This is a genomic window from Sphaerisporangium sp. NPDC049002 (genome assembly GCF_040649355.1).
Lineage (GTDB): Bacteria > Actinomycetota > Actinomycetes > Streptosporangiales > Streptosporangiaceae > Sphaerisporangium.
In genome coordinates this window covers 1-24696 of the sequence record NZ_JBEZFH010000059.1, presented here as the reverse complement: position 1 = coordinate 24696, position 24696 = coordinate 1, and the positions used below count along the sequence as shown (strand labels likewise).

General features: G+C 70.2%; 25 protein-coding genes. 17 read left to right on the top strand and 8 right to left on the bottom strand.

Features of this window, described 5'->3' with window-relative positions; translation table 11 throughout:
- Positions 1–3 precede the first annotated feature (3 nt).
- The 3 genes from sufU to AB0B89_RS14775 all read left to right on the top strand — a co-directional run bounded on the left by sufU (position 4) and on the right by AB0B89_RS14775 (position 2881).
- Positions 4–441 carry a Fe-S cluster assembly sulfur transfer protein SufU gene (gene sufU / locus AB0B89_RS14785; protein WP_358552437.1) on the top strand — a complete coding sequence of 146 codons (438 nt, stop codon included), beginning with the start codon at positions 4–6 and terminating at the stop codon, positions 439–441.
- Between the two features lie 64 nt (positions 442–505).
- Complete coding sequence (locus AB0B89_RS14780) at positions 506–868, top strand: metal-sulfur cluster assembly factor (RefSeq protein WP_358552435.1); 363 nt, start codon at positions 506–508, stop codon at positions 866–868.
- A 342-nt stretch (positions 869–1210) separates the two neighbouring features.
- The gene (locus tag AB0B89_RS14775; RefSeq protein ID WP_358552433.1) at positions 1211–2881 is read left to right on the top strand and encodes a DEAD/DEAH box helicase; all 1671 of its coding nucleotides are present in this window, start codon (positions 1211–1213) and stop codon (positions 2879–2881) included.
- Between the two features lie 156 nt (positions 2882–3037).
- Here AB0B89_RS14775 and AB0B89_RS14770 read toward each other — a convergent pair whose 3' ends face one another.
- Positions 3038–4054 (bottom strand): LacI family DNA-binding transcriptional regulator, encoded by a 1017-nt coding sequence (locus AB0B89_RS14770; RefSeq protein WP_358552431.1) that lies wholly within the window; start codon positions 4052–4054, stop codon positions 3038–3040.
- 274 nt (positions 4055–4328) lie between these two features.
- On the opposite strand from AB0B89_RS14770, the gene AB0B89_RS14765 reads away from it, so the two are divergent.
- From AB0B89_RS14765 to hisG, 3 genes are all read left to right on the top strand, one after another.
- Positions 4329–6809 (top strand): glycoside hydrolase family 2 protein, encoded by a 2481-nt coding sequence (locus AB0B89_RS14765; RefSeq protein ID WP_358552460.1) that lies wholly within the window; start codon positions 4329–4331, stop codon positions 6807–6809.
- Between the two features lie 304 nt (positions 6810–7113).
- Positions 7114–7377, top strand: coding sequence for a phosphoribosyl-ATP diphosphatase (locus tag AB0B89_RS14760; RefSeq protein ID WP_248961442.1), 264 nt, complete (start codon positions 7114–7116; stop codon positions 7375–7377).
- Between the two features lie 63 nt (positions 7378–7440).
- Entirely contained in the window at positions 7441–8286 is an 846-nt protein-coding gene (gene hisG, locus AB0B89_RS14755) for an ATP phosphoribosyltransferase (RefSeq protein WP_358552429.1), read from the top strand.
- A gap of 33 nt (positions 8287–8319) precedes the next feature.
- Here the strand turns inward: hisG and AB0B89_RS14750 are convergent, their stop codons facing one another.
- Positions 8320–9738, bottom strand: a complete 1419-nt coding sequence (locus AB0B89_RS14750) for an oxygenase MpaB family protein (protein WP_358552427.1) — start codon at positions 9736–9738, stop codon at positions 8320–8322.
- Complete coding sequence (uppS, locus tag AB0B89_RS14745) at positions 9735–10472, bottom strand: polyprenyl diphosphate synthase (protein ID WP_358552425.1); 738 nt, start codon at positions 10470–10472, stop codon at positions 9735–9737. The genes AB0B89_RS14750 and uppS overlap by 4 nt, the downstream gene beginning before the upstream one ends.
- Before the next feature lie 208 nt (positions 10473–10680).
- On the opposite strand from uppS, the gene AB0B89_RS14740 reads away from it, so the two are divergent.
- The 4 genes from AB0B89_RS14740 (at position 10681) to AB0B89_RS14725 (ending at position 14165) form a co-directional block, all read left to right on the top strand.
- Positions 10681–11571: an ABC transporter ATP-binding protein gene (locus tag AB0B89_RS14740; protein ID WP_358552423.1), complete on the top strand. Its 891-nt coding sequence runs from the start codon at positions 10681–10683 to the stop codon at positions 11569–11571.
- A gap of 3 nt (positions 11572–11574) precedes the next feature.
- Positions 11575–12312 (top strand): ABC transporter permease, encoded by a 738-nt coding sequence (locus AB0B89_RS14735; RefSeq protein ID WP_358552421.1) that lies wholly within the window; start codon positions 11575–11577, stop codon positions 12310–12312.
- A gap of 2 nt (positions 12313–12314) precedes the next feature.
- The gene (locus AB0B89_RS14730; protein ID WP_358552419.1) at positions 12315–13460 is read left to right on the top strand and encodes a sensor histidine kinase; all 1146 of its coding nucleotides are present in this window, start codon (positions 12315–12317) and stop codon (positions 13458–13460) included.
- Positions 13461–13559: 99 nt separating this feature from the next.
- Positions 13560–14165 (top strand): response regulator transcription factor, encoded by a 606-nt coding sequence (locus AB0B89_RS14725; RefSeq protein ID WP_358552417.1) that lies wholly within the window; start codon positions 13560–13562, stop codon positions 14163–14165.
- Between the two features lie 183 nt (positions 14166–14348).
- Here AB0B89_RS14725 and AB0B89_RS14720 read toward each other — a convergent pair whose 3' ends face one another.
- Together AB0B89_RS14720 and AB0B89_RS14715 are read right to left on the bottom strand one after the other, a co-directional pair.
- Entirely contained in the window at positions 14349–14549 is a 201-nt protein-coding gene (locus AB0B89_RS14720) for a DUF397 domain-containing protein (protein ID WP_358552415.1), read from the bottom strand.
- Positions 14540–15367 (bottom strand): helix-turn-helix transcriptional regulator, encoded by an 828-nt coding sequence (locus tag AB0B89_RS14715; protein WP_358552413.1) that lies wholly within the window; start codon positions 15365–15367, stop codon positions 14540–14542. Before AB0B89_RS14715 ends, AB0B89_RS14720 begins: the two co-directional genes overlap by 10 nt.
- A gap of 226 nt (positions 15368–15593) precedes the next feature.
- Here AB0B89_RS14715 and AB0B89_RS14710 point away from each other — a divergent pair, with 226 nt between their 5' ends.
- A complete protein-coding gene (locus AB0B89_RS14710; protein ID WP_358552411.1) occupies positions 15594–16031 on the top strand; it encodes an ATP-binding protein in 438 nt (145 codons plus the stop codon).
- A gap of 58 nt (positions 16032–16089) precedes the next feature.
- Positions 16090–16563: a hypothetical protein gene (locus AB0B89_RS14705; RefSeq protein WP_358552409.1), complete on the top strand. Its 474-nt coding sequence runs from the start codon at positions 16090–16092 to the stop codon at positions 16561–16563.
- A 71-nt stretch (positions 16564–16634) separates the two neighbouring features.
- Here the strand turns inward: AB0B89_RS14705 and AB0B89_RS14700 are convergent, their stop codons facing one another.
- Entirely contained in the window at positions 16635–17828 is a 1194-nt protein-coding gene (locus tag AB0B89_RS14700) for an EAL domain-containing protein (protein ID WP_358552407.1), read from the bottom strand.
- 217 nt (positions 17829–18045) lie between these two features.
- Here AB0B89_RS14700 and AB0B89_RS14695 point away from each other — a divergent pair, with 217 nt between their 5' ends.
- Positions 18046–18699: an acVLRF1 family peptidyl-tRNA hydrolase gene (locus AB0B89_RS14695; protein WP_358552405.1), complete on the top strand. Its 654-nt coding sequence runs from the start codon at positions 18046–18048 to the stop codon at positions 18697–18699.
- A 43-nt stretch (positions 18700–18742) separates the two neighbouring features.
- Here AB0B89_RS14695 and AB0B89_RS14690 read toward each other — a convergent pair whose 3' ends face one another.
- A complete protein-coding gene (locus tag AB0B89_RS14690) occupies positions 18743–19123 on the bottom strand; it encodes a VOC family protein (protein WP_358552403.1) in 381 nt (126 codons plus the stop codon).
- Positions 19120–19530, bottom strand: a complete 411-nt coding sequence (locus tag AB0B89_RS14685) for a metalloregulator ArsR/SmtB family transcription factor (RefSeq protein ID WP_358552401.1) — start codon at positions 19528–19530, stop codon at positions 19120–19122. The genes AB0B89_RS14690 and AB0B89_RS14685 overlap by 4 nt, the downstream gene beginning before the upstream one ends.
- A 197-nt stretch (positions 19531–19727) precedes the next feature.
- Between AB0B89_RS14685 and AB0B89_RS14680 the strand changes: the two genes are divergently transcribed.
- The 4 genes from AB0B89_RS14680 to AB0B89_RS14665 all read left to right on the top strand — a co-directional run bounded on the left by AB0B89_RS14680 (position 19728) and on the right by AB0B89_RS14665 (position 24625).
- Entirely contained in the window at positions 19728–21326 is a 1599-nt protein-coding gene (locus AB0B89_RS14680; protein WP_358552399.1) for an ABC-F family ATP-binding cassette domain-containing protein, read from the top strand.
- 114 nt (positions 21327–21440) lie between these two features.
- Positions 21441–21656: a helix-turn-helix domain-containing protein gene (locus tag AB0B89_RS14675; RefSeq protein WP_093173121.1), complete on the top strand. Its 216-nt coding sequence runs from the start codon at positions 21441–21443 to the stop codon at positions 21654–21656.
- A gap of 140 nt (positions 21657–21796) precedes the next feature.
- A complete protein-coding gene (locus tag AB0B89_RS14670; protein WP_358552397.1) occupies positions 21797–22732 on the top strand; it encodes an enoyl-CoA hydratase/isomerase family protein in 936 nt (311 codons plus the stop codon).
- Positions 22733–22918: 186 nt separating this feature from the next.
- Complete coding sequence (locus AB0B89_RS14665; RefSeq protein ID WP_358552395.1) at positions 22919–24625, top strand: ABC transporter ATP-binding protein; 1707 nt, start codon at positions 22919–22921, stop codon at positions 24623–24625.
- Positions 24626–24696 lie beyond the last annotated feature (71 nt).

The window sequence follows — 24696 nt, the reverse complement described above, 5'->3', positions numbered from 1 at the left end:
GACATGATCGCCGAGTCGCTGTACCAGGAGCTGATCCTGGAGCACTACAAGCACCCGCAGGGCCGCGGCCTGCGTGAGCCGTACGACGCCGAGGTCCACCACGTGAACCCCACGTGCGGCGACGAGGTCACGATGCGGGTGAAGCTGGGCGATGGCGGTAAGGTCGAGGACGTCTCCTACGATGGTCAAGGCTGTTCGATCAGCCAGGCCGCCGCGTCGGTGCTTCACGAGCTGACCACGGGCTCGACCGTCGAGGACTCGCTCGCGGTCGTCGACGAGTTCACCCGGCTCATGCAGGGCCGGGGCCAGGTGGAGGCCGACGAGGACGTGCTGGGGGACGCGGTCGCGTTCGCTGGAGTGGCCAAGTATCCAGCCAGGGTCAAGTGCGCCCTGCTGGCCTGGATGGCCTACAAGGACGCGGTGGTGAGGAGCTCAGCGTGAGCGAGCGTGTCGATGTGGACGGCGGCCGGTGGGCGGCCGGAGTGGCGAGAGACAAGGAGGCGGCGTGAGCAAGCCTGTGGAGACCCCCACCGGGTTCGACGGTGATACGACGCTGGAAGAGGTCCTCGAAGCCCTCAAGGACGTCGTGGACCCCGAGCTGGGAATCAACGTGGTTGACCTCGGCTTGGTGTATGGTGTGAACCTTGACGCCGGAGATTCTGGCGCGGCGCCGGTCGCGACCCTCGACATGACGCTGACCAGCGCGGCCTGCCCGCTGACCGATGTCATCGAGGAGCAGGCGCACTCCGCTCTGGAGGGCATGGTCTCCGACGTTAAGATCAATTGGGTCTGGCTTCCCCCGTGGGGGCCTGACAAGATCACTGACGAGGGGCGCGAGCAGCTTCGCATGCTCGGCTTCAACGTCTGATCATCGAATGTCCCGGTCATCACCGGGACGAGGTTCCGCCCGCCGGGTTCTGCGTGTGACGTTCAATGGGCGTCTCTCCCGGCCCCTGCTCGACTGTGGTACGGCCGCGTCCGGCGCTTGACCGCCAGACGGTGGCCGCACCTGCTTGATCGCGGCCCGACCAGGTTGGGTTAGACTCCTTGTCGCCCATGATGAGTGGTGCTCGCGTGTCGCGATGAAACGCACCACTCGGCGTTCCCCCGGACGCCCATGTGTTCGAGTACGGCGCATGCCGTACGCCCCGGCTCGTCCTTTCGCAGAAGTGACGTGCCATGTCTCTTCGATCGAAAGGCACGACAAATCGTGACCAGCATTAACGCCGCCATGCCCGCCAACGCCCTGACCGGCGCCGGGCACGATGAGGCGGTGCCGACCGCGCTGCCGGACCAGGCGGTGTCCGGAAAGACGGGCTCCGTGACCGCGGCTCCCGCCGGCTCCTCCGGGGTGACGACGGGTGAGACCCCCGCCGGCCCGTCGGAGTTCACCCTTCTCGGCCTTCCCAAGCCCCTGGTGACCGGCCTCGCCCGCCAGGGCATCGCCAGCCCCTTCCCCATCCAGCGGGCCACCATCCCCGACATCCTGTCGGGCCGCCACGTGCTCGGCCGGGGCCAGACCGGCTCGGGCAAGACCCTGGCGTTCGGCCTGCCGACCATGGCGCTCGTCGCCGGCACCAAGGCGGCCCCGCGCCGCCCGCTCGCCGTCGTCCTGGTCCCCACCCGCGAGCTCGCCATGCAGGTGACCGACGCTCTTGAGCCCCTCGGCCGCGGCCTCGCCCTGCGCCTGAAGACCGTCGTGGGCGGCATGTCCATGGGCAGGCAGATCGAGGCCCTGCGACGCGGCGTCGAGATCGTCGTCGCCACCCCCGGGCGGCTCACCGACCTCATCCAGCAGGGCGAGTGCTCGCTGGAGGACGTCCGGGTGACCGTGATCGACGAGGCCGACCACATGTGCGACCTCGGTTTCTTCCCCGTGGTCAGCGCGCTGCTGGAGCAGACCCCCGCGGACAGCCAGCGCCTGCTGTTCTCCGCGACCCTGGACGGCGACGTCGACAAGCTCGTCCGCCGCTTCCTCAAGGACCCGGTGACGCACTCGCTGGAGCCCGCCACCTCATCGGTCGTCACGATGGAGCACCATGTGCTCCAGGTGACCCGCGACGACAAGTTCGCCATCACCGCCGAGATCGCCAACCGCGAGGGCCGCACGATCATGTTCGTGCGCACCCAGCACGGGGTCGACCGGCTGGTCAAGCAGCTCGCCCGGGTCGGCGTCCGCGCCGGAGGCCTGCACGGCGGCAAGCGCCAGAACCAGCGCACCCGCATCCTGGCGGAGTTCCGCGAGGGCACCATCGGCGTGCTGGTCTGCACCGACGTCGCCGCCCGCGGCATCCACGTGGACGACGTCAGCCTGGTCCTGCACGTGGACCCGCCCATGGACCACAAGAGCTACCTGCACCGTGGCGGCCGTACGGCCCGCGCCGGTGAGCGCGGCACGGTCATGACGCTCGTGCTGCCGAACGAGCGCCGCTCCACCGAGTCGATGACCCGCAGGGCCGGCGTCGAGCCGTTCCGCCTCAAGGCCACGCCGGGCCACCCGCGCCTGGCCGAGGTGGCGGGCGCCCAGCAGCCGAGCGGCGTGGAGATCCCCGTGTGGGAGCCCGCAGCCCCGGCCGCCAAGCGTCCCCGCCGCGAGGGCGGCGGCCACGGCGGCGGCGACCGCCGCCCGCGCCGGTTCCACGACCGTCCCCGCGAGGACGGCGAGCGCCGTGACGGCGGCCTGCAGGGCCAGCGTCCGGCGGAGGGCTACCGCTCGGGGACGCGCGGCGGCGAGACCCGCGGCGACGGCCGTCCCGAGCGTCGTCCGGAGAACCGCGGCGAGTTCCGCGGCTCGCCCGGCACGCGCGGCTCGGGCTTCCGCGGCGGTCGCTCGGGCACGGGCTCGTCCGACCGCTCCGGCGGTCGCGGCTACGGCCGCTGATCTTCCCGGGGAACCGCTCCGCGTTCCCCGGCCTTCCCGAGGCGGGGACGTGGCCGGTGAGACCGGCTGATCGATGACGAAGGCCCAGGACGGCATGGCGCCGGCCTGGGCCTTCGTCATGCGACCGTGTGGCCGTATGTCAGGACAGACGATGATCTAGGCGGGTGGGGGAGCGGTGCTGCCGCGGGGGGTCAGGCGGGCCGCCCGATCCTCGAACCCGGCCACCGGGCCGCCCTCGATCAGCGACAGCAGCCGCTGGGCGGCGTGCCCCCCGTACGCCGGGATGTCGCGGGTCAGCGCGGTCAGCGGCGGCCGGACCACCTGCGACAGCGGCGAGTCGTCCCAGGCGACGATCGACAGGTCGCCGGGCACGTCGAGGCGCATCTCCTGGGCGACCGACAGCCCCGCCACCGCCATGATGTCGTTGTCGTACACCACGGCGGTGGGCCGGGAGGCCGAGCTGAGCAGCCGCCTGGTCGCGCGGGCCCCCTCCTCGCCGGTGTAGTCGGTGTGCACGGTGACGGCCTCCGGCAGGCCGAGCTCCGCGCAGGCCGCGCCGAAGGCCTGGTCGCGGAGCACGGTGTGCACGAGCTTCGGCAGGCCGGCCACCCGGGCGATGCGGCGGTGGCCGAGCGCGGTGAGGTACTCGACGGTCTCGCGGACGGCCGCGCCGTCGTCGGACCAGACGGGAACCAGCGACCCCGACTCCGAGGGGTGGCCGAGCACCACCACCGGCATGCCGAGCGCCTCCATCTCGCTCACGCGCGGGTCCGCGAAGTGCAGGTCGACCAGGATGGCGCCGTCGACGCGGCCCTCGCCCCACCAGCGGCGGTAGACCGCCATCTCCTCGTCGTGGTCGGTGACCACCTGGAGCATCAGCGCGTACGACCGGGCGGACAGCTCGCCCTCGATGCCGCTGATCAGCTCCATGAAGAACGGCTCGACGCCGAGGAAGCGGGCGGGGCGGCACAGGGCGAGCCCCACGGTGTTGGCCCTGGCGCCGTTGAGCGCCCGGGCGGCGCTGTTGGGCCGCCAGCCGATCTCGTCGGCGATGGCCAGGATGCGGGCCCGCGTGGACGCCGAAACCCCGGGCTGGCCGTTCAGGGCGTACGAGACCGCGCCTTTGGAGACGCCCGCCTGCCTGGCGATGTCAGCGATCGTCGGTCGCTTCACAGGGCCCCCTCGCTGAACCGGTCTAGACCAAGCGCGACTGTCCGTACCTTACTATGCCGCCGCGCCGGGGTAATTCCTCAAGGCCGCCCCGCCGCCGGGAATGGGCGGTGCGCGGAGCTGAACCGACGCAGGACGGTGAGTCAAGGATCGGACACGACGTCAACGCGCCGTTGACACCCTTGACATACCGGCCGTAGTTTCACGTTACTTATCCGGTTCAGCGCCTCGCTCCGTCCGCCCTCAAGGGCTGACCTAGAAGGAGGAACACGTGAGCATGTACCGTCCGCTGCACGACGGCTGGACCCTGACCGCCGTATCGGACGAGGTGGACATCGCCGGCATCCCGGCCACCGTCCCCGGCTGCGTGCACACCGACCTGCTCGCGGCCGGTCTCATCGACGATCCCTACCTGGACGACAACGAGAGCCGGCTCACCTGGATCGGCCGCACCACCTGGGCGTACGAGACGTCCTTCACCTGGCACGCGAGCGAGGGCGCCGGAGCCGGCGGTGAGGCGGACCGGGCCGACCTGGTCTGCGACGGCCTGGACACCGTGGCGACCGTGATCCTCAACGGCGCCGAGGTGGCGGCCACGGCGAACATGCACCGGTTCTACCGCTTTCCCGTGCGCGACCTGCTGCGAGAGGGCGAGAACACGCTCCAGGTGCGGTTCGGCTCGCCGTACGCCTACGCCGCGCGGCGGAAGGAGGAGCTCGGCGACCTGCCCGGCGCCTACGACGAGCCCTACCAGTTCATCCGCAAGATGGCCTGCAACTTCGGCTGGGACTGGGGGCCCACCCTGGTCACCTCGGGCATCTGGCGGCCCATCGGCCTGCACGCCTGGAGCGGCGCCCGCCTGTCCGCCGTCCGCCCGCTGGTGACGCTCGACGGGCGCGAGGGCCGCGTGGAGGTGCACGTCACGGTGGAGCGCTCCGCCGAGGTCCCCGTGGTCGTGACCGCGTCCGTCGCGGGCGCGGACGCCGAGGTACGGCTCGCGCCGGGGTCGAGCGAGGCCGTACTGGAGCTGACCGTGCCCGAGCCGGACCTGTGGTGGCCCCGCGGGTACGGCGGGCAGCCGCTGTACGCGCTGGCCGTGCGCCTGAGCGAGGCCGACGGCGCGGCCCCGGCCGACGGCGGGGCGCCGGGCGGCGGCGGGGCGCCGGGCGGCGGCGCGATCCTGGACGAGTGGACCAGGGACATCGGGTTCCGGTCGGTCCGGCTCGACCGCGAGGACGACGCCTTCACGATCGTCGTCAACGACGCGCCGGTGTTCGTCAGGGGCGCCAACTGGATCCCCGACGACTGCTTCCCCTCGCGGATCACCCCCGAACGCCTCGCCCAGCGGCTCGGGCAGGCGTGCGAGGCGAACCTCAACCTGCTGCGGATCTGGGGCGGCGGCCTTTACGAGAGCACCGGCTTCTACGACCTGTGCGACCGGCTCGGGCTGCTGGTCTGGCAGGACTTCCCCTTCGCCTGCGCGGCCTACCCCGAGGAGGAGCCGTTCGCCTCGGAGGTCGAGGCGGAGGCGCGTGACGCGATCGTGCGCCTGGCGCCCCATCCGAGCCTGGTGCTGTGGAACGGCAACAACGAGAACATCGAGGGCTTCTCCGACTGGGGCTGGCGCGACAAGCTCGACGGGCGGACGTGGGGCGCCGGGTTCTACTACGACATGCTGCCCCGGGTGGTCGCCGAGCTGGACCCGACGCGGCCCTACTGGGCAGGCAGCCCGTACTCCGGAGAGCCCGGCCTGCCGCCCAACGACCCCGCCCGCGGCACCGTCCACATCTGGGATGTGTGGAACCGTGAGGACTACCTCCGCTACGGGGCCTACCGTCCGCGGTTCGTCGCGGAGTTCGGTTTCCAGGGGCCGCCCGCCTACGCCACGCTGCGCCGCGCGCTCGGGGACGAGCCGCTGACCCCCGGCTCTCCCGGCGTGCTGCACCACCAGAAGGCCGCAGACGGCAACGCCAAGCTGCTGCGCGGCCTCGGCGACCACCTGCCCGCGCCCGCCACGTTCGACGACTGGCACTACCTGACGCAGCTCAACCAGGCCCGCGCCATGGCTTTCGGCATCGAGCGCTTCCGCTCGCTCGCGCCGTACTGCATGGGCACGATCGTCTGGCAGCTCAACGACTGCTGGCCGGTGATCTCGTGGGCGGCGGTCGACGGCGACGCCCGCCGCAAACCCCTGTGGTACGCGCTGCGCCGCGTCTACGCCGACCGGCTGCTGACCATCCAGGATGCCACGGTGGTCGTGGTCAACGACGGTCCCGAGGACTGGACGGGCGAGCTGACGGTGACCCGGCGCGACCTGACCGGGGAGCCGCTGGCCGAACGGACGTTCCCGGTGACCGTCCCCGCGCGCGGCACGCTGCCCGTACCGCTGCCCGGCGCGCTCACGACGGCCGCCGACCCCGCCGAGGAGGTGCTGACGGCGAAGCTCGGCGAGCACGGTGCCCTGCGGTTCTTCGCCGAGGATCCCGAGATGGCCTTCCCCGAGGCCGAGTACGACGTGGAGGCCGAGCCCGTGCCCGGCGGCGTGCGGGTGACCGTGACCGCGCGGACGCTGGTGCGGGAGCTGGCGCTGTTCCCCGACCGGCTCGACCCGGCCGCCGAGGTGGACGACATGCTGGTCACCCTGCTCCCGGGTTCGGCCGCCACGTTCCTCGTCCGGGCTCCCGGGGAGCTGGACCCCGCCGCGCTGACCTCCTACCCGGTGCTGCGCTGCGTCAACGAGAATCGGCCGGCTCCGTGAACGGCCCGTGGCACCCGATGTCCACCTGGTCGCATATGATGCGCTGAACCGTTTAAGCAACGCGTTCAACGGTCTCCCGGATCCCGTCGCATCTCCTGACAGGGCCGGTATCGCGAAACCCCCGCACCATCTTGCAGATCGGCCGGCGCGCTGCGGACGTACCGGGTGGCCCAAGGATCCTGCGTCGCGGCACGGAGCCACGCCGGAGTGCCCCGGCCTGATCAGGCGAAGTGGGCGGTTAGCACGTCTTCCACCCGTGGACGACTACTCTTGACGGGGCAGGCACACCGACGTGAGAGAGATCATGAAGACCTTCGAAGAGCTGTTCGCCGAGCTTTCGGACAAGGCGCGCACCCGCCCCGCGGGGTCGGGCACCGTCGCGGCCCTGGACGCCGGCGTCCATGCCATCGGCAAGAAGGTCGTGGAAGAGGCCGCCGAGAGCTGGATGGCGGCCGAGCACGAGTCCACCGACCGGGCGGCGGAGGAGATCTCCCAGCTGCTCTACCACGTGCAGGTTCTCATGATCGCCCGGGGCATCGGGCTCGACGAGGTCTACAAGCATCTGTAGGCCGGTCCCACCGGCCTGCGCGATCGACCTCGTCCTCTCCGATCCGAAGGATTCCTCGAAGCCATGCTCCGCCTCGCCGTACCCAACAAGGGGGCCCTCACAGAGGCCGCCCAGACCATACTCAAGGAAGCGGGCTACCGCCCGCGCAGGGACTCCAAGGAACTCGTGGTCGTCGACCCCGACAACTCCTGCGAGCTGTTCTTCCTGCGTCCCCGCGACATCGCCGTCTACGTCGGCGAGGGCACGCTGGACGTCGGCATCACCGGGCTCGACATGCTCCTCGACTCCGGCGCCCCCGCCGAGGAGATCATGCCGCTGGGGTTCGGCGTCTCCACCTTCCGCTTCGCCGCGGGCGCCGGCAGGTTCTCCACGGTCAAGGACCTTGAGGGCATGCGCATCGCCACCTCCTACGCGGGCCTGCTCGGCAAGTACCTCGCCGAGATGGGCGTGGAGGCCAGGGTGATCAAGCTCGACGGCGCGGTGGAGACCGCGATCCGCCTCGGCGTCGCCGACGCGGTGGCCGACGTCGTGGAGACCGGCACCACCCTGCGCAACGTCGGCCTCGAGGTCTTCGGCGAACCGATCGCCCACTCCCAGGCCGCTCTGATCAAGCAGGTGGGGGCCGTGGAGACCAACGGGGTCCAGCAGCTGGTCCGGCGGTTGCAGGGCGTGCTGGTCGCCCGCGACTACGTCATGATCGACTACGACATCCGCGCCGAGCGCATCGACGAGGCCATCGCGCTCACGCCGGGCATGGAGGGACCCACGGTCTCCCCGCTGCACCGCGAGGGCTGGGTCGCCGTCCGCGCCATGGTCCCCCGCAAGGGCCACCAGCAGGTCATGGACCAGCTCTGGGAGATCGGCGCCAAGGCGGTCCTCGCGACCGCCATCTTCGCCTGCCGCATCTGACCCTCCGCGCTGACAGCGCGGACCTGGCCGAACCTACGACAGGAGGGAGTCGTAGGCGACCGAGTGCCGCTGCCCGGACATGAACAGCAGGAACTGCCTGACGAAAGCGCTCCGCGAATAGCTGTCGCCCGTACCGGTCAGGTCGCGGTGGAAGGCGGTGCGGAACAACGTCTGATACTCCCGGGCGTCGATCGTCTCGTCGTCGTCCACGTCGGTGACATCGAACAGCACGTCGGCGATCTTGACCAGTCCGGAGCTGGGTAGAGAGGCGGCCGAGGCGGCGTATTCCTGCCGTGTGACGCGCCCGTCGCCGTCGGTGTCGAGATTGGTCTGCAACTCCCGCCACCAGCCGGCGTAGGCCTTGTAAAGCCGATCCTCGTCCTGTTCGTCCAGGTCGAGCCGGGTGGCGATCTCTCTCGCCATGGCGGCCAGGTCGGGCCAGGCGATGTGGCCGTCGCCGGTCTGGTCAAGGACCTCGGCGAAGAACCGGTCAGCCGAGCGTGTCACCTGATCGACCTCGTCGGGAGCCGGGGTGATGAGCCTCAGCATGGCCGCGGCCTGGCCGGCCTTGCGGCGTATGTTCTCCCAGGGTCCGGAACCACCGGTGCGGTCGGGATCCAGCAGGCTCATGAAGGAGCCGACGTTCATCCAGCCGTTCGGAAGCAGGCGGGTGGCGAGTCCGGTGGTCAAGTAGGCCCCGTGCATGAGCGCCCGCGCCCCTGGGAGGTCAGGCAGGGCGAGACGCCGGCAGAAGGATTCCGGCAGCGACGCGATGGTGATCGCGGCGGCCACGGGGCCTGCCACGGCCCGGCCCGCGGCCCACACCGCGGGATGGCCGCGCAGCAGGGGCGGGGCCGGCACGTCGGCGAAGAGCCGGTAGAGGATGACGCGTACCGCTTCGGTGCTCTCCAGGTGATGGTTCACCATGTCGTCGTAGTAGGGCCAGAACTCCTGCGCCGTCGCCGGGAGCTGGTCGCTGTCGCCCCCTTCGAGCAGGGCGAGTAGCGTCCGGAACTCGGTGTAGAGCCGTTCCACGGCGGGCGCGGTCAGCGACTCACCGCTCAGCCGGTACATCGTCACAGCCGACTCGAACAGAGTCGCCACCACCCAGGCGCGGGCTTCGGCGTCCATCGCGTCGTAGTGGCGGTCTTGCGGGCCGGTGCCCGAGATGCGGGCGTGCAGGCGGTTGAGGCGAGCCGCCTCCCGGCTGCGAACGTGCCGGTCCGGGTCGATCATCCGCTGTGTGCTCGCCAAGGTGTTGCGCAGGCGCCGCCACGGATGCGTCACGAACGTCGAGTTGTTGATCAACGCCGTGCCGATCTGCGGGTGCGCGGCCTCCAGAACCGTGGCGCGGGTGACCGCCAGGCCCCAGCGGGCCTCGTTGACGAGGCGGCGCAGCATCGAGTCGGGCCCGAAGACGTCGACGGTCTCCTGTGCGGTGGTCTGGTTCATCGAAGTTCCTCTTCCGTGGTGGTGGCCGACTGGCTGACATCGCCGAATCGGCGCTGGCGCCGCCGGTAGGCGTCGAGGCATTCCCACAGGTGGGTCGCGCGAAAGTCGGGCCACAGCACCTGCGGGAAGACCCATTCGGCGTAGGCCACCTGCCAGAGCATGAAGTTGGAGATCCGTTGCTCTCCGGAGGTACGAATGACGAGGTCGACATCCGGCGTGTCGGAGAAGGGGAGATGCCTGGCGAAAGTGGACTCGCTGACCTGCTCGGCGGGTACGGCGGCGCGGATCAGCGAACGGGCGGCCTCCACGATGTCCCGACGTCCCCCGTGGTCGAAGGCGATCGTCAGCGTCATTCGCCTGTTGTCACTGGTGAGCGTCATGAGATCGGCTATGTCCTGAGCCAGCGGTGGAGGGATCCGCGGATCGGCCACGCCCAGGAACCTGCACCGGACACCTCGTGCGTGCAAAGCCGGCGCGTGCTTGCGGATGGTCCGGCGCACGAGCCTCATCAAGGTGTCGACCTCGCCTGGCGGCCTCCGCCAGTTCTCGGTCGAGAAGGCGTACAGGCTCAGCCACTTGATGCCGGCCGAGTGTGCCGCCTCGATGACGTCGATCACCGCGGCCTCCGCGGCCTCGTGGCCCGCGGTGCGCGGGAGCGATCGCTGCGCGGCCCAGCGTCCGTTCCCATCCATCACACAAGCCACGTGACGCGGCGGTCTGCTGATGATTTCCATAACGAAGCGTGACTCTAGCATTACGAGGAGTATTGTCGAGGGTTGAAGTCCATACCGGCAGATTCCGGCGGAGTACCCGGTGCCGTGGGTCCTGCGGGGCCCAAGGGGCCGCCAAGGGCCCAGGGCCGGGGGTGGATGACAAATGTCATCGTCAACGGCGGATTCGCGGCACTGAGGGTCTTGCGCGGCTTTCCCTACCGTTGGGGACATGAACGCCATAGCGCTTGCCGACGTGAGCAAGAGTTACGGTGAGGTGCGCGCCGTGAACGGCCTGAGCCTCACGATGGAGCCAGGGCGCACCGTCGCCCTCCTCGGCCCGAACGGGGCGGGCAAATCGACGACGATCAACATGTTGCTGGGCCTCATCCGTCCGACCTCCGGGGAGATCCGGGTCTTCGGCCGCGCTCCGGACGAGGCGGTCGCGCGCGGGGAGGTCGGCGCCATGCTGCAGGAGGGGACCCTGATCCCCGAGCTGACCGTGCGCGAGCTGATCGACTTCATCCGCCGCCTCTATCCCGATCCGCTGCCGCTCGACCAGGTGCTCCAGATGGCCGATCTGACCGATCTGGCCTCCCGGCGCGCCGGCAGGCTGTCCGGCGGGCAGAGCCAGCGCGTGAGGTTCGCCCTGGCCATCGCCGGGGCGCCCAAGCTGCTCGTCCTCGACGAGCCGACCGCCGCGATGGACGTCGAGTCGCGCCGGGCCTTCTGGGCGAGCATGCGGACCTACGCGGCGCAGGGCCGTACGGTCCTGTTCGCCACCCACTACCTCGAAGAGGCCGACGAGAACTCCGACCGCGTGATCGTGGTCGCCCGGGGGAAGGTCGTCGCCGACGGTACGGCCGCGCAGATCAAGGCCGGCGCCGGCGGGAGCGTGGTCGGGTTCTCGCTCGGCGGCCAGTCGGCGGCGGGTCTCGACGCGCTGCCGGGGGTCACCGGCGTCGAGATCGTCTCCGGCACGGTGACGCTGCGCACGACCGACGTCGACGCCACCGTGGCAGCGCTCTACCGTAAGACAACGCTGGACGTGCGCGAACTCCAGATCGACGGGGTCGATCTGGAGGACGCCTTCCTCGCCCTCACCCAGTCCGCGGAGGCCTGAGCCATGCTGAACTACGTGAAGCTCGAAGCCATCCGGATGCTGCGCAACAAGCGCTACATCATCTTCGTCGTGGCGTTTCCCGTGGGCTTCTACCTGCTCTACTCCAACCTCTGGGGAAGCCAGGTCGATGCGACGACCGGCGTGCGGGCCAGTGTGATCCTCATGGTGTCGATGGCCGCCTACGGCGCGCTCGCCGCCTCCATCATGTCGACGGCCGTGCCGTGGTCGCAGGAGCGGCAGAGCGGCTGGCTGCGCCAGCTCCAGATCACCCCGCTGCCCGGCTGGATGATCATCGTGACCAAACTGATCTCGTCGCTGCTGCTGGTGCTGCCCGCGCTGCTGCTGGTCGTCCTCGCCGCCGTGATCACCCAGCACGTCTCGCTCGGCGTGGGGCAGTGGGCCGCGCTGATCCCGATCATGTGGGTGGGCACGATCCCGTTCGCCGCGCTCGGGCTCATCATCGGCTCGCTCGTGCCGCCCGACACCGCGCAGCCGCTGGCGATCATCGGGATGTTCGGTCTCGCGCTGCTCGGCGGCCTTTGGTTCCCCGTCGACCTGCTGCCCGCGACCATGCGGACCATCGCCCACGCGCTGCCGTCGTACGACTACGCCGACATCGGCTGGGAGATCGTCGCCGGTCACGCGCCGCCCGCCTCGGCGGTCGGCGGCATCCTCGGCTGGGCGGTCGTGCTGTGCGGCCTGGCGGTCTACGCCTACCGCAGGGCGACGGTACGGGGCTGACGATGAGCCGCCTGCGCGACCTCTTCACCTTCGGCGGGACGGAGAACAAGCCGTCCCGCTGGAGGCGGCTCATGGGCATGTCCTTCGGGCTGGTCTACCTGTTCTATCCGCTCTCCGACATCACCTCGGGGAACGTCACCGGCCTGAGGGCGTACGCGGAGGTCGCCGCGCTGGTGGGGTTCGTCACCTGCTACATCGCCACCGTGATGAGCCCGAAGAACTACGGTGAGCCGGGCAGGTGGACGCTCCCGCTGCTCGGCCTGACGGCGCTGATGGCGATCGTGTTCGCGATCCTCTTCGGAGGCGGATGGCTGGCGCTGCCCATCTACGTCACCGTCGTGATCAGCATGGCCCTGCCCCCGCGGCAGGCACTGGCCGGGATGCTCGCGATGGCCGCCGTCGTCGTCGCCGGCGGGTTCGTCACCGGGGCCGACGGCGGCACCATCTCGCTCCTGGTGCTGCAGGTGGTCACGCTCGGGGTCCTGTTCATGAGCGTGCGCAACACCCGGATCCTGGTGGTCGAGCTCCATCGGGCCCAGGGCGAGGTGGCGCGGCTGGCGGCCGGCGAGGAACGCCTGCGCATCGCCCGCGACCTGCACGACCTGCTCGGGCACAGCCTGTCGCTGATCGTGCTCAAGAGCGAGCTGGCCGGGCGGCTCTCCGAGCAGGGCTCGCCCAGGGCGGCCGAGGAGATCCGTGACATCGAGTCCGTGGCCCGGCTCGCCCTGCAGGAGGTGCGCGAGGCCGTCACGGGCTACCGCCAGCGCGGGCTGTCGGAAGAGATCGACAACGCCCGCGCCGCGCTGGACGCGGCCGGCATGGCCGCCGTGGTCCGCATGTCCGGCACGCCGCTGCCCGACGCCCTCGACGGCCTGCTCGGCTGGGCCGTGCGCGAGGGCGTCACCAACGTCGTACGGCACGCCCGGGCGGACAGATGCGAGATCATCGTGTCGTACGAGGACGGCGCGGCGACCCTGGAGATCTCCGACAACGGGCCCCACGCCGGGCCGTACGAAGCCGGAAGCGGGCTGTGCGGGCTGGCCGAGCGCGTCGAGGCCGCGGGCGGCTCCGTGGACGCCGGGTCGCGTCCGGGCGGCGGGTTCCGCCTGCGGGTGCTGGTGCCGGTCGCCGTAGAATCACGGGCCTGACGCCCTCCCCGCGAGACGATCACGGACCTGACGCCTCCCGCGAGACGATCACGGACCCATAAGCCTCCCCGCGAGGCCTTCGACATTTCAGGAGTATGGATGATCAGGGTCGTGCTCGCCGAGGACCAGGCGATGGTCCGGGGGGCGCTGGCGTCCCTGCTCGGCCTGGAGCCCGACATCGAGGTCGTCGGCGAGGCCGCCGACGGCGAGGAGGCGGTGGCCGTCGCGCTCGCGTCCCGGCCCGACATCGCCCTGCTCGACATCGAGATGCCGGTGACGGACGGCATCGCGGCGGCGGAGCGGATCTGCCGGGAGGTGCCCGGCTGCCGCGTCATGATCCTCACGACCTTCGGCAGGCCCGGCTACCTGCGCAGGGCCATGGAGGCGGGCGCCGCGGCCTTCATGGTCAAGGACAGCCCCGCGAGGGAACTGGCGGCCGCCATCAGGCGCGTGCTCGCGGGCGAGCGGGTGATCGACCCGGTCCTGGCCGCCGCCGCGCTGAGCGCCGGGCCGAACCCGCTCTCGCAGCGCGAGCGCGACGTTCTCACCGCCGCCGCCGACGGTTCCACGATCGGGGACATCGCCCTGCGCCTCCACCTGTCCGAGGGCACGGTCCGCAACTACCTCTCCTCGGCCATCCAGAAGACCCACGCCCGCAACCGCATCGAGGCCGTCCAACGCGCCCAGTCCCAGGGCTGGCTCTGACCGCGCGGGGCCTTTGCGGTGGGACAGGTCGCAGTCGCGGAACCCCTGGCCAGGCCTTTGAATCTACAACGTAAAGACGGTCTCCCGGGTGACGCGGACGCAGGTCGACCGAGGTCCGCCCCCCATCCGGCCGGCCGGACCTGTCGAAGATCGGCTCTCCGACGGGTCCGCCACGTCGTCAGATCAGGGGGTGAGCCGGTGGGTCTTCACGTTGGTGAGGAAGGTGGTCCATTCGTCGGGGGTGAAGATGAGTGCGGTTCCTTGGGGGTCTTTGGAGTCGCGTACCGCGATCACGCTCGGCAGGTTGGTGGCCACCTCGACGCACATGCCTCCGTCGTCCCCTGACCGGCTCGATTTCCGCCATCTGGCCTGGCTCAGATCCATCTCCGCACCGCTTCCTCGATCACCTTCAGGGACAGGGATTGGGAGTGGGCCTCGCCTCGGATGGCGTCGTATCGGTTGACGAGCTTCGCGATCAGGCTTCGTTCATCTACCGTCCGGCCGTGTGGCTGACCCTCCACATATACCGTATAAGGGACGCCTCGCATTTCTGCTATGCCGAAAGCTCCGAGCAACCCAGCGCCTGCTTTTGCGCCGTATGGAACTATCTGAATGGTGACCTTGGGGTGCCGTGCCACCTCTATGAGGTATTCGAGTTGCTCGCGTATGACAGAGGGGCTTCCGATCGGCCGGCACAGCACTCCCTCGTCGATGACGGCCCAGACCATTGGCGGGTCATCGCGTGACAGTGTTCTCTTCCGTTGCATTCTGGCGGATACGCGGTGATCGATCTCCTCGGAGGTGATCCCGGGGGCACACTCGATGATCCAGCGCGCGTACGCCTCGGTCTGGAAGAGGCCGGGGATGAGCAGGGGATCCCACAGGCGGAGTGCGGTCGCGCGCAATTCCTCGGCGGCCCAGTCGCGGAAATGCTCGGGGACCGGTGGAGGTGGCGGCCAGGCTTCCATGTAGAGCCTCATCAGGACGCCGTCGAGGCGGAAGGCCCGGTCACACAGCCGCGCGAAGCCCTCTGTGGGGTCGCGCTTCAGCGTCTCGACCATGCCGATCATGCTCTCGGAGAATCCGATCCTCCGGCCGACCTGTGCCTGGGTCAGCCTCGCGGCGAGACGGTGCCGCCGGAGCTCGTACGCGAACCGTGCCGCCGCTGACTCGTCAGGGTCGATGTCGACCATTTTGCCCATCTGATCTCCTCCCTTACGCCGGCTGAATTCGGACCCCACCAAGCCACCGATGAACCACCGGGACAGTGCTCTTCCGTGGGGGGAATCGAATACTCAACGTAGTCGATCGTGTACAGGATGGTGAGGCGAATTCCGCATCGGGCGGGCGCCGATAAACGTCGTGACGACGTATATGACGTGCCTGTCGCCCGTGGAGGAGAACATCGATGGATCACGGAGGCGGTCGATGGCCGGCGTCAGAATGCGGGAGCAATACCTGGAGATTCCGGCCCGGCCGGAGGCCGCGTTCTACGCGCGCAGGCACGTCAGGCGAGTGCTCGCCGAATGGCGGCTGGACGGGCTCCTGGACACCGCCGAACTCATCGCCTCGGAACTGGTGACCAACGCGGTCAAGGCGATGGCGGACGGCGGTGGGACGGGCGTGAGGGAAGCGCCGGGTGACGCCGCTGAATACGTCTGGATCGACGTCTACCGGACGGCGGATCTCGTTGTGCTGGAGGTCTGGGACTCCGGCCGTACCCCGCCCGTGCCCAGGACCGCCGCGCCCGACGACGAGGGCGGGCGGGGCCTGTGTCTGGTGGACGCCCTCGCGGAGAACTGGGGCCACCGCCGGCCCGTCACCGGCGGGAAGGTCGTCTGGTGCGCCCTCCGGGTTCCGGGCTGACGGGTGATCGTTCGTGTACGTTGAGTGAGATCACTGTCTGCTGTCTCGGAGGGTCGTCATGTCCACTGCTCTGGCGGTTCGAGGCCTCGTCGTGGCGGGCATGGTGACCGGTGCGGTGGGCTCTCCCGCCGCGTTCACCGTGTCAGCCGCTCACGCCGGGTCACGGGTTCCCTGTACGGCCACGGTCACCACCACCGGTTCGGCGCCCGCCGACCTCGCCGGCAAGGTGTCCCCGGGTACGGCCGGAGGGCCGGACGCGGCGTGCGGAGAGGCGGCGCAGAAGACGGTCGACCAGATGCTCCCCGTCGTGCACGCCGATGTGCGGGGTTTGGAGGCCAAGGTGAAGAGCCAGTGGGGCCCGTTCTGCGCCGTGTTCAGCGCGGGCGCGGAGGAGGTCAGGGCCGGGCTGGCCGCCCTCGGCCTCACGCACGACGCCAAGGCCCCGGCGAAGCGCCCTCGGACCGAGAAGGACCGCTTCGACAAGGTCTTCGACTTCGTGACGGCCAAGCCGTGCTCCGGATCCACGCCCTAGATGAGTGACGGCCAAGCCCTCTGCCCCGGACCCACGACTTAGAAGGACCAAAGGGCCTGGGCCGTTCGCTCTCAGCGGGAGATCGGCTGGAGGTCGGCGACGTGGCGGATCAGGTCGCCGACGTGGACGACCCCCATGCAGCGTCCCACCTCGTCCACCACGACCAGGTCGTCGTACACGCGGGCGGCGTCCTTGCCCGCGAGCTGCATGGCGGCGATCGCGGGGGTGGTCTTGGGGACGACGCGCGGCGGGTCGGCGAGGCGGTGCGCGGGCTTCTTGGCGTGCAGGGCGTGGCCGTACGGCCCGGCGATGGAAAGCAGGAAGCGGCTGCGCTCGACGCTGCCCCGTGGCCGCTGGTACTCGTCCACCAGGATGACGCTGGTGATGGAGGGCTCGGTGCCCAGGGCGTCCACCACCTGCTCGGCGGTCGCCCCCATGTCGAGGGTCACCGCGGGCATGAGGAACTCCTGCACGCGCGGCCCCAGCTCGATCACCGATGGCTGGGTGTCCGACGGGGGGACCGGCAGGGGGACGTGCACCCGCCCGTGCGAGGGGCGCCAGTCGAGCGGGGCGAGCAGCGGTCCCTGGGCCAGCCTGATGCCCCAGCCGCGCAGCGCGGCGAGCTGCGCCTCCTCGCGCACCTGCGGGGCCAGCACGTGGATGCCCATGCCCTTGGCCATGCGGGCGACGGCCTCTCCCAGCGCGTTCCTCCGTACGTCGCGCGGGATGCGGTCGACGAGGTCCGGAGAGAGCACGGCCGCGTACGGAGCCGCGTCGGCGATCAGGTCGAGGGGGACGTGGGACGTGCCGACGCCGCCCACGGCCACCAGGTAGCCGATGGTGCGCAGGCCGTCGATGCCGACCAGCAGTGCCCGGCGGTCCTCGGGCGCGAAGTCGCCCGAGATGACCAGTATCACCTCGCGCGGACGCCGCTTCGTCGCCCGCATCGCCTCGTGCAGCGGAGCGAGGGCGGCGGAGCCCTCGATCACCGCCCCGGAGGCCACGGTCAGGACGAGCGGCAGCAGCGCCTCCTCGCGCGCGGCGGCGTACGCCGAGGCGATCGTGGGCGAGATGTCGCGGGAGCCGCCGGTGGGGGCGACCTCGGCGGTGGCTTCCACGGCGATCACGCCGCCGGTGTCGAGGTCGACGATGGGCAGGAAGGTCGCGGCGCCGCCGGAGGCCGGGAGGGCTCCATGGGCCCCGGGGGTGGCAGTGGCGGGCGCCGGGGGTGAGGCGGCCGGAATGGTGGATCGGGGGACCGTCACCCCCGGATTGTCCTGCGGTTTCGGTGGTGAAAGCGCCCACGTGCAGTGGAATTCACTGACATTTCGGCATCTGTTGGATCGGGATCCTTCTTTACAGGCACCAGCAAACACCGTAACCGATTGTGATCAAGTGTCCCGCCGCTCCCGGGGGATGCGATCGGGCCCCCTGCCTGGCCTTCGGGCGCGCGGCCGGGACGGTCCGGTACTGTCGCGGGTCATGACGTCACGACCGGCGGCGGGCGGGGGCCGATGGGTGTCGGTCGGTCCGGACCGCATCGAGGGCTGGCTGCGGAGGTTCGCCGAGCGGCACGGCTCCGTGGAGGCGGCGCTGGAGGACGACGTCGTACGGCTGCGCGCCGGAGACGGGGCCGTGGCCGAGTGCCATGTGCCGTTCCCTCCGCTCGCGCCCGCCGATGACCCGCTCCCCGCGCTGGTGCGCCATGCGGGGGAGGACCGCCGGGTCGGGGTGCTCCTGGTACGGCTGGGCGGTCACGCGGCCGGGGTGTTCGAGGGCGAGCGGCTGGTGGCATCCAAGGTCGGTTCGCGGCTCGTCCACGGGCGCAGCGCGGCCGGGGGCTGGTCCCAGCACCGCTTCGCCCGCCGCAGAGAGAAGCAGGCGAGCGAGGCGTCGCAGGCGGCGGCCGACGTGGCCGTACGGGTGCTCGTCCCGCACGCCGGCACCCTGGACGCGGTCGTGCTCGGAGGGGACCGCAGGGCGATCGACGCGCTGCGCGAGGACCGGAGGATCTCCCCGATCTTCGCCCTGGAGACCGGCCCCTTCCTGGACGTCCCCGATCCCCGGCTCGCGGTGCTCCAGGAGACGCCAGGCCGGTTCCGCGCCGTCCGCATCCGTGTGATCGACCCCGCGTGATCGACCCCGGGGGATGACCCCGCGGGCCGCCAGGCGGCTCTGGTCAGGCTCGTGAGGGCGTGGACTCCTGGGCGACCCAGCCGTTGCCGTCGGGGTCCTGGAAGGTGAAGAACGTGCCCCAGGGGGCCTTCTCGACGTCCTCGTGGTGGACGGTGACGCCCTCGGCGCGGAGCCGCGCGAGGGTCCCGGCCGCATCGTCGCACTCGATGACCAGGCCGCTGACACTGCCCGCGGGCATGGAGGCGAACCAGGTGACGAGCGTGATCGTGGCGCCGCCGCCGGGCGGGGCGAGCTGGACCCAGCGCTGGTCGCCCATGGGGTTGTCGGCGACCAGGGTGAACCCCAGCTTCCGCGTGTAGAACTCGGCGGACCGCTCCTGGTCGGAGACGGGTATCGAGACGACGCTGATCGATCGCAGTGTCACGGGATCTGTCCTTTCGGTTCGGCGGCGGGCGCGAGGGTCGCGGGCTCGCCGGGCTCGGAGGTCGTGCCGAGCTCGTCGAGCACGGCCCCGAGGGTCTTGAGACGGTCCTTCCAGAAGCGCTCCAGCTCCGCCAGCCACTCGCGCGGCTCGGCAAGGCCTTCGGGCCGCAGCCGGTAGAGACGGTGCCTCCCTGCCGGCCTGACCTCGACCAGGCCCGCGTCTCGCAGCACCCTCAGATGCTGGGAGACGGCGGCCTGGGTGATCGCCAGGTCGGTCATCAGCTCCGAGACCGAGCACTCGCCCGCGGTCAGCCTCTCCAGCAGATGACGCCGCGTCAGGTCGGCGAGCGCCGTGAAGGCGTCGGGGCGGTCGTGCGACAGCCTGGGGCGTCCGATCTTCCCGCTCATGAGGAGCATCATATTAGTTTTTTCTTAACTATCAAGCCCGCCAGGAGACTGGCCGTACACTAGGCGTATGCGCACTCCCGATTGATCGGCGCACTCATGGAAGCGGGCCGAGCCATGTGGCTGCCCTGCGACACTCCGGTCTCTTCCGACAGCACGTCCTTCGACCTCGTTCCCCGTTCTGGGAGTGTTCCCTCACCATGATCATTGCGTCTGACATCGAACTGCGCGCCGGTTCCCGCCTGCTCATCGAAGGGGCGTCGTTCCGCGTGAACCCCGGCGACCGCATCGGCCTGGTGGGCCGCAACGGCGCCGGCAAGACCACCCTCACCAGGATCCTCGCGGGCGAGGGCCTTCCCGCGGTCGGCACCGTCACCACCACGGGCAACGTCGGCTACCTTCCCCAGGATCCGCGCACCGGCGACCTCAGCGTCATCGCCAGCGACCGCATCCTGTCGGCGCGGGGCCTCGATGACGTGCTGCGCGAGCTGCGCGAGGCCGAGCTCGGCATGGCCTCGGAGGACGACCGCGTCCGCGACCGCGCCGTCCGCGCCTACGGCCGCCTGGAGGACCGGCTCCACGTCCTCGGCGGGTACGCGGCGGAGGCCGAGGCGGCGTCGATCGCCTCCAGCCTCGGGCTGCCCGACCGGGTGCTCAAACAGCCCCTCCAGACGCTCTCCGGCGGTCAGCGGCGACGGGTCGAGCTGGCCCGGATCCTGTTCAGCGGAGCGGAGACTCTCCTGCTTGACGAGCCGACAAACCACCTCGATGCAGACTCAATCGGGTGGCTTCGTGATTTTTTACGATCCCACCAGGGCGGCTTGATCATTATTAGCCATGACGTCGGACTTCTCGAAGCCACGGTCAACAAAGTCCTGCACCTCGACGCGAACCGCTGTGTCATCGACACTTACAACGTCGGATGGACCACCTACCTGGCCCAGAGGGAGACCGACGAGCGCCGCAGGAAGCGCGAGCGGGCGAACGCCGAGCGGCAGGCCTCGCAACTGCTCTCGCAGGCCGACCGAATGCGCGCCAAGGCCACCAAAGCCAAGGCGGCGCAGGACATGGAGCGTCGCGCGAAGCGCCTGCTGGCGGGCGTGGAGGAGGAGCGTCGCAGCGACAAGGTGGCTAAGCTCCGCTTCCCCGATCCGGCCCCCTGCGGGCGCACTCCGCTGACCGCGTCGGCCCTGTCGAAGTCCTACGGCTCGCTGGAGGTCTTCACCGACGTGGACGCGGCCGTCGACCGGGGCAGCCGGGTGGTCGTCCTCGGGCTCAACGGCGCCGGCAAGACGACGCTGCTGCGCATGCTCGGCGGCATCGAAAAGCCCGACTCCGGCGAGGTCAACGCGGGTCATGGCCTCAAGCTGGGCTACTACGCGCAGGAGCACGAGACCCTGGACGCCGGGCGCAGCGTCCTTGAGAACATGCGCTCCGCCGGGCCCGACGTGCCCGACGTCACCCTGCGAAAGGTCCTCGGCTCGTTCCTGTTCTCGGGGGACGACGCCGACAAGCCCGCTTCGGTGCTCTCCGGAGGGGAGAAGACCCGTCTGGCCCTGGCCACACTGGTGCTTTCGAGCGCCAACGTCCTCCTGCTCGACGAGCCCACGAACAACCTGGACCCAGTCAGCCGCGATCAAGTACTTTCAGCGTTGAGGTCCTATTCTGGGGCAATTGTCCTTGTTACACATGATGAGGGTGCCGTGCAGGCCCTACGACCGGATAGGGTGATCTTGCTACCAGACGGAGTAGAAGACGCTTGGAGCGATGAATTTTCCGATCTTGTGGCACTTGCCTGATCTTAATTTGAGCGGGTACGGATCTTTTCCCATGGAGTAGGTAGCCGATCCGGCTGAAATGACTGATCATGGCGTGAGTAACGCTGCGGAAGTCTGGCACTACAGGAGGTACTCGTGGCCGAGACTCTGAAGAAGGGCACCCGGGTGACCGGGGCCGACCGTGAAAAACTGGCCGCCGACCTTAAGAAGCGCTATGCCGCGGGTGAGAGCATCCGCGCCCTGGCTGCTTCGACCGGCAGGTCATACGGGTTCATCCACCGCATCCTGAGCGAGTCCGGCGTGACTCTGCGCGGGCGCGGCGGAGCCACCCGGGGCAAGTCGAAGCGCTGACTGCCGCCTCGGAAACGCGCGACCGCAGCCGCTCGTCCCGTTCAGTCGAAACCCGTCCCGCCCGCGCCGGTAGAATCTGATTCTGGAACCTCACTGGGTTCGGGCGTGACGGGACAGCGACACCACGAACGGAGCGGGCGATGCCGGAAGCGACGCTTGGGGGGAATGCTGCGGCGATCTCGACGGGCGAGGGTGTCGAGCCGGGCACAGAAGGTGCGCTGAGGCGTGCCGGAGAGGTGCGCGGCGAGGCTGACAGGGCCCTCGACGGCGAGAGGTTCGCGGAGATCGGTCTGCGCTTCGAGGTGGACGGCAAGATCGCGACGATCACACTGGATCGGCCGGATAAGCGGAACGCGCAGACGTTCGCCACCTGGTCGGCCCTTGCTCTGATAGGCAGAGAGCTGCCTGAGCAGGTGCGTGTCGTCGTGGTCCGAGGCGAGGGGCCGTCCTTCTCAGCGGGTATCGACCTGCGAATGTTCACTCCGGAGGGAGTGCCGGGGCAGGGCTCGTTCGCGTCCGCGGCCGCGCTCGACGACGACACGTTCGAGGAGCGGATCACAGAGGCCCAGAAGGGCTTCCTGTGGTTGCGCCGCCCGGACATCGTGTCGATCGCGGCGGTTCATGGACATGCGATCGGGGCCGGATTCCAACTAGCCCTGTCCTGCGACCTGCGGATCCTGGCGGAGGACGCCAAGTTCTGCATGAAGGAGCCCGCGCTCGGGCTGGTACCCGACCTGACCGGCACCAAGCCACTGGTCGATCTCGTCGGGGTGGCCAGGGCCGTGGAGATCTGCCTGACGGCCCGGGTCGTCGAGGCCGGCGAGGCGCTGAGGCTCGGTCTCGCCGAGCAGGTGGTCCCCAGAGACGAGCTGGAGGCGGCCACCCGGAAGCTCGCCGACGCCCTGCTCGCGACCGACAGGGACGCGGCGGCGGCCACCAAGCGGCTGCTCCAGGGCGCACCCGGGAGGACCCTCACGCAGCAGACCGCAGCCGAGCGCGCGGAGCAGACCGTGCGCCTCAGGACGCTGTTCGGCGGCAGGGCCACCGCGGCCGGAGGAGAGCCAGGTAGGTCCTGACCCGCGGATACGGCCCTCACTGGAGACCTTGCCCCCACACGGGTGACAGGGCGCGTCGCGACTGATCGTTCGCCCTGAGCTGACCGGGGAATCAGGCAACCGTTTCTCGTGCTTCGCCCGGAGGAGGAGACGGGGGCAGCCGCGCCCGTACCGGGCACACGGGGAGAGGACCGGCGAAGGACGACGATGGCGATGTTGGGCGGGGGATACGGGCCGCAGGTGATGCGGTCCCTGCGGCGTGACAGCTCGGTGACCAAGGAGCGGCTCACGCCGGGCACGGTGCCGCGCATCGCCCGGTACGCCAAGCCGTACCGGTGGCAGATCGCCGCCTTCCTCGGGCTGGTCGTGCTCGACGCGACCATCGTCATCGCCAACCCGCTGCTGCTGAAATCGATCATCGACCAGGGCATCATCCCGCGCCGCACCGACGTGGTCATGACGCTCGCCCTGGTCATCGCGGGCCTGGCCCTGCTGGACGCCGGGCTCGGGCTGGCCCAGCGCTGGTTCTCCTCGCGCATCGGTGAGGGGCTGATCTACGACCTGCGCACCGAGGTCTTCGACCACGTGCAGCGCATGCCCGTGGCCTTCTTCATGCGCGCCCAGACCGGCGCGCTGGTCTCCCGGCTGAACAGCGACGTCATCGGCGCCCAGCGCGCCATCACGAGCACGCTGTCGGCCGTGGTGTCCAACGTGGTGAGCCTGGTGATGGTGCTCGGCGCCATGCTGATCCTCTCGTGGCAGGTCACGCTGGCCGCCCTCGTCCTGCTGCCGATCTTCATCTTCCCCGCCCGGCTGGTCGGCCGGCGCATGTCCAAGCTGACCCGCGAGCAGATGCAGCTCGACGCCGAGATGAGCTCGGTGATGACCGAGCGCTTCAACGTGGCCGGGGCCATGGTCGCCAAGCTGTACGGGCGCCCGGAGGACGAGGCGGACAACTTCGGCTACCGCGCCGGCAGGGTGCGCGACGTGGGCATCACGGTGGGCATGTACGGCACGGTCTTCCGGGTCGCGCTCGGCCTGGTCGCCGCGCTCGCGACCGCCTTCGTGTACGGCGCGGGCGGCGTGCTGGTCGTCAACGGCACCTTCGAGATAGGCACCCTGGTCGCCCTCGCCGCGATGCTCATGCGCCTGTACGGCCCGCTGACCAGCCTGTCCAACGTCCACGTGGACGTGATGACCGCCCTGGTCAGCTTCGACCGGGTGTTCGAGGTCCTCGATCTCAAGCCGATGGTCGCCGAGAGCCCGGACGCCCGGCCGCTGCCGGGCGGGCCTGCCACCATCGAGTTCGACGACGTCCAGTTCCGCTACCCGGCCGCCGAGGAGGTCTCGCTGGCGTCCCTGGAGTCGGTCGCGCGGCCCGACACCGGCCCGAGCCAGGAGGTGCTGAACGGCGTCGGCTTCACCGCCCGTCCCGGCGAGCTCATCGCGCTGGTCGGGCATTCGGGCGCGGGCAAGACCACCATCACCTCGCTGGTCTCCCGCCTGTACGACGTGACAGGCGGCGCGGTGCGGGTCAACGGCGTGGACGTGCGCGACGCCACCCTCGCGTCCCTGCGCGACACCGTGGGCGTCGTGACGCAGGACGCCCACCTGTTCCACGACACGATCGGCGCCAACCTGCGCTATGCCCGTCCGGGGGCGACCGACGAGGAGATCTGGGAGGCGTTGCGCGCCGCGCAGATCGGCGAGCTGATCGAGGCGCTGCCCGACGGCCTGGACACGGTCGTCGGCGACCGGGGATACCGGCTGTCGGGGGGAGAGAAGCAGCGGGTCGCGCTCGCCCGGCTGCTGCTGAAGGCTCCGCGCGTCGTCGTGCTCGACGAGGCCACCGCGCACCTGGACTCCGAGTCGGAGGCCGCCGTCCAGCGGTCGTGCGTGTTCGTGGCCCGCTGATGCGCTCGCTCCGCAGCGGTGACACAACCGGACGCCTGGTCGCGGGCCGTCCATGGCTTACCCGATGGTGG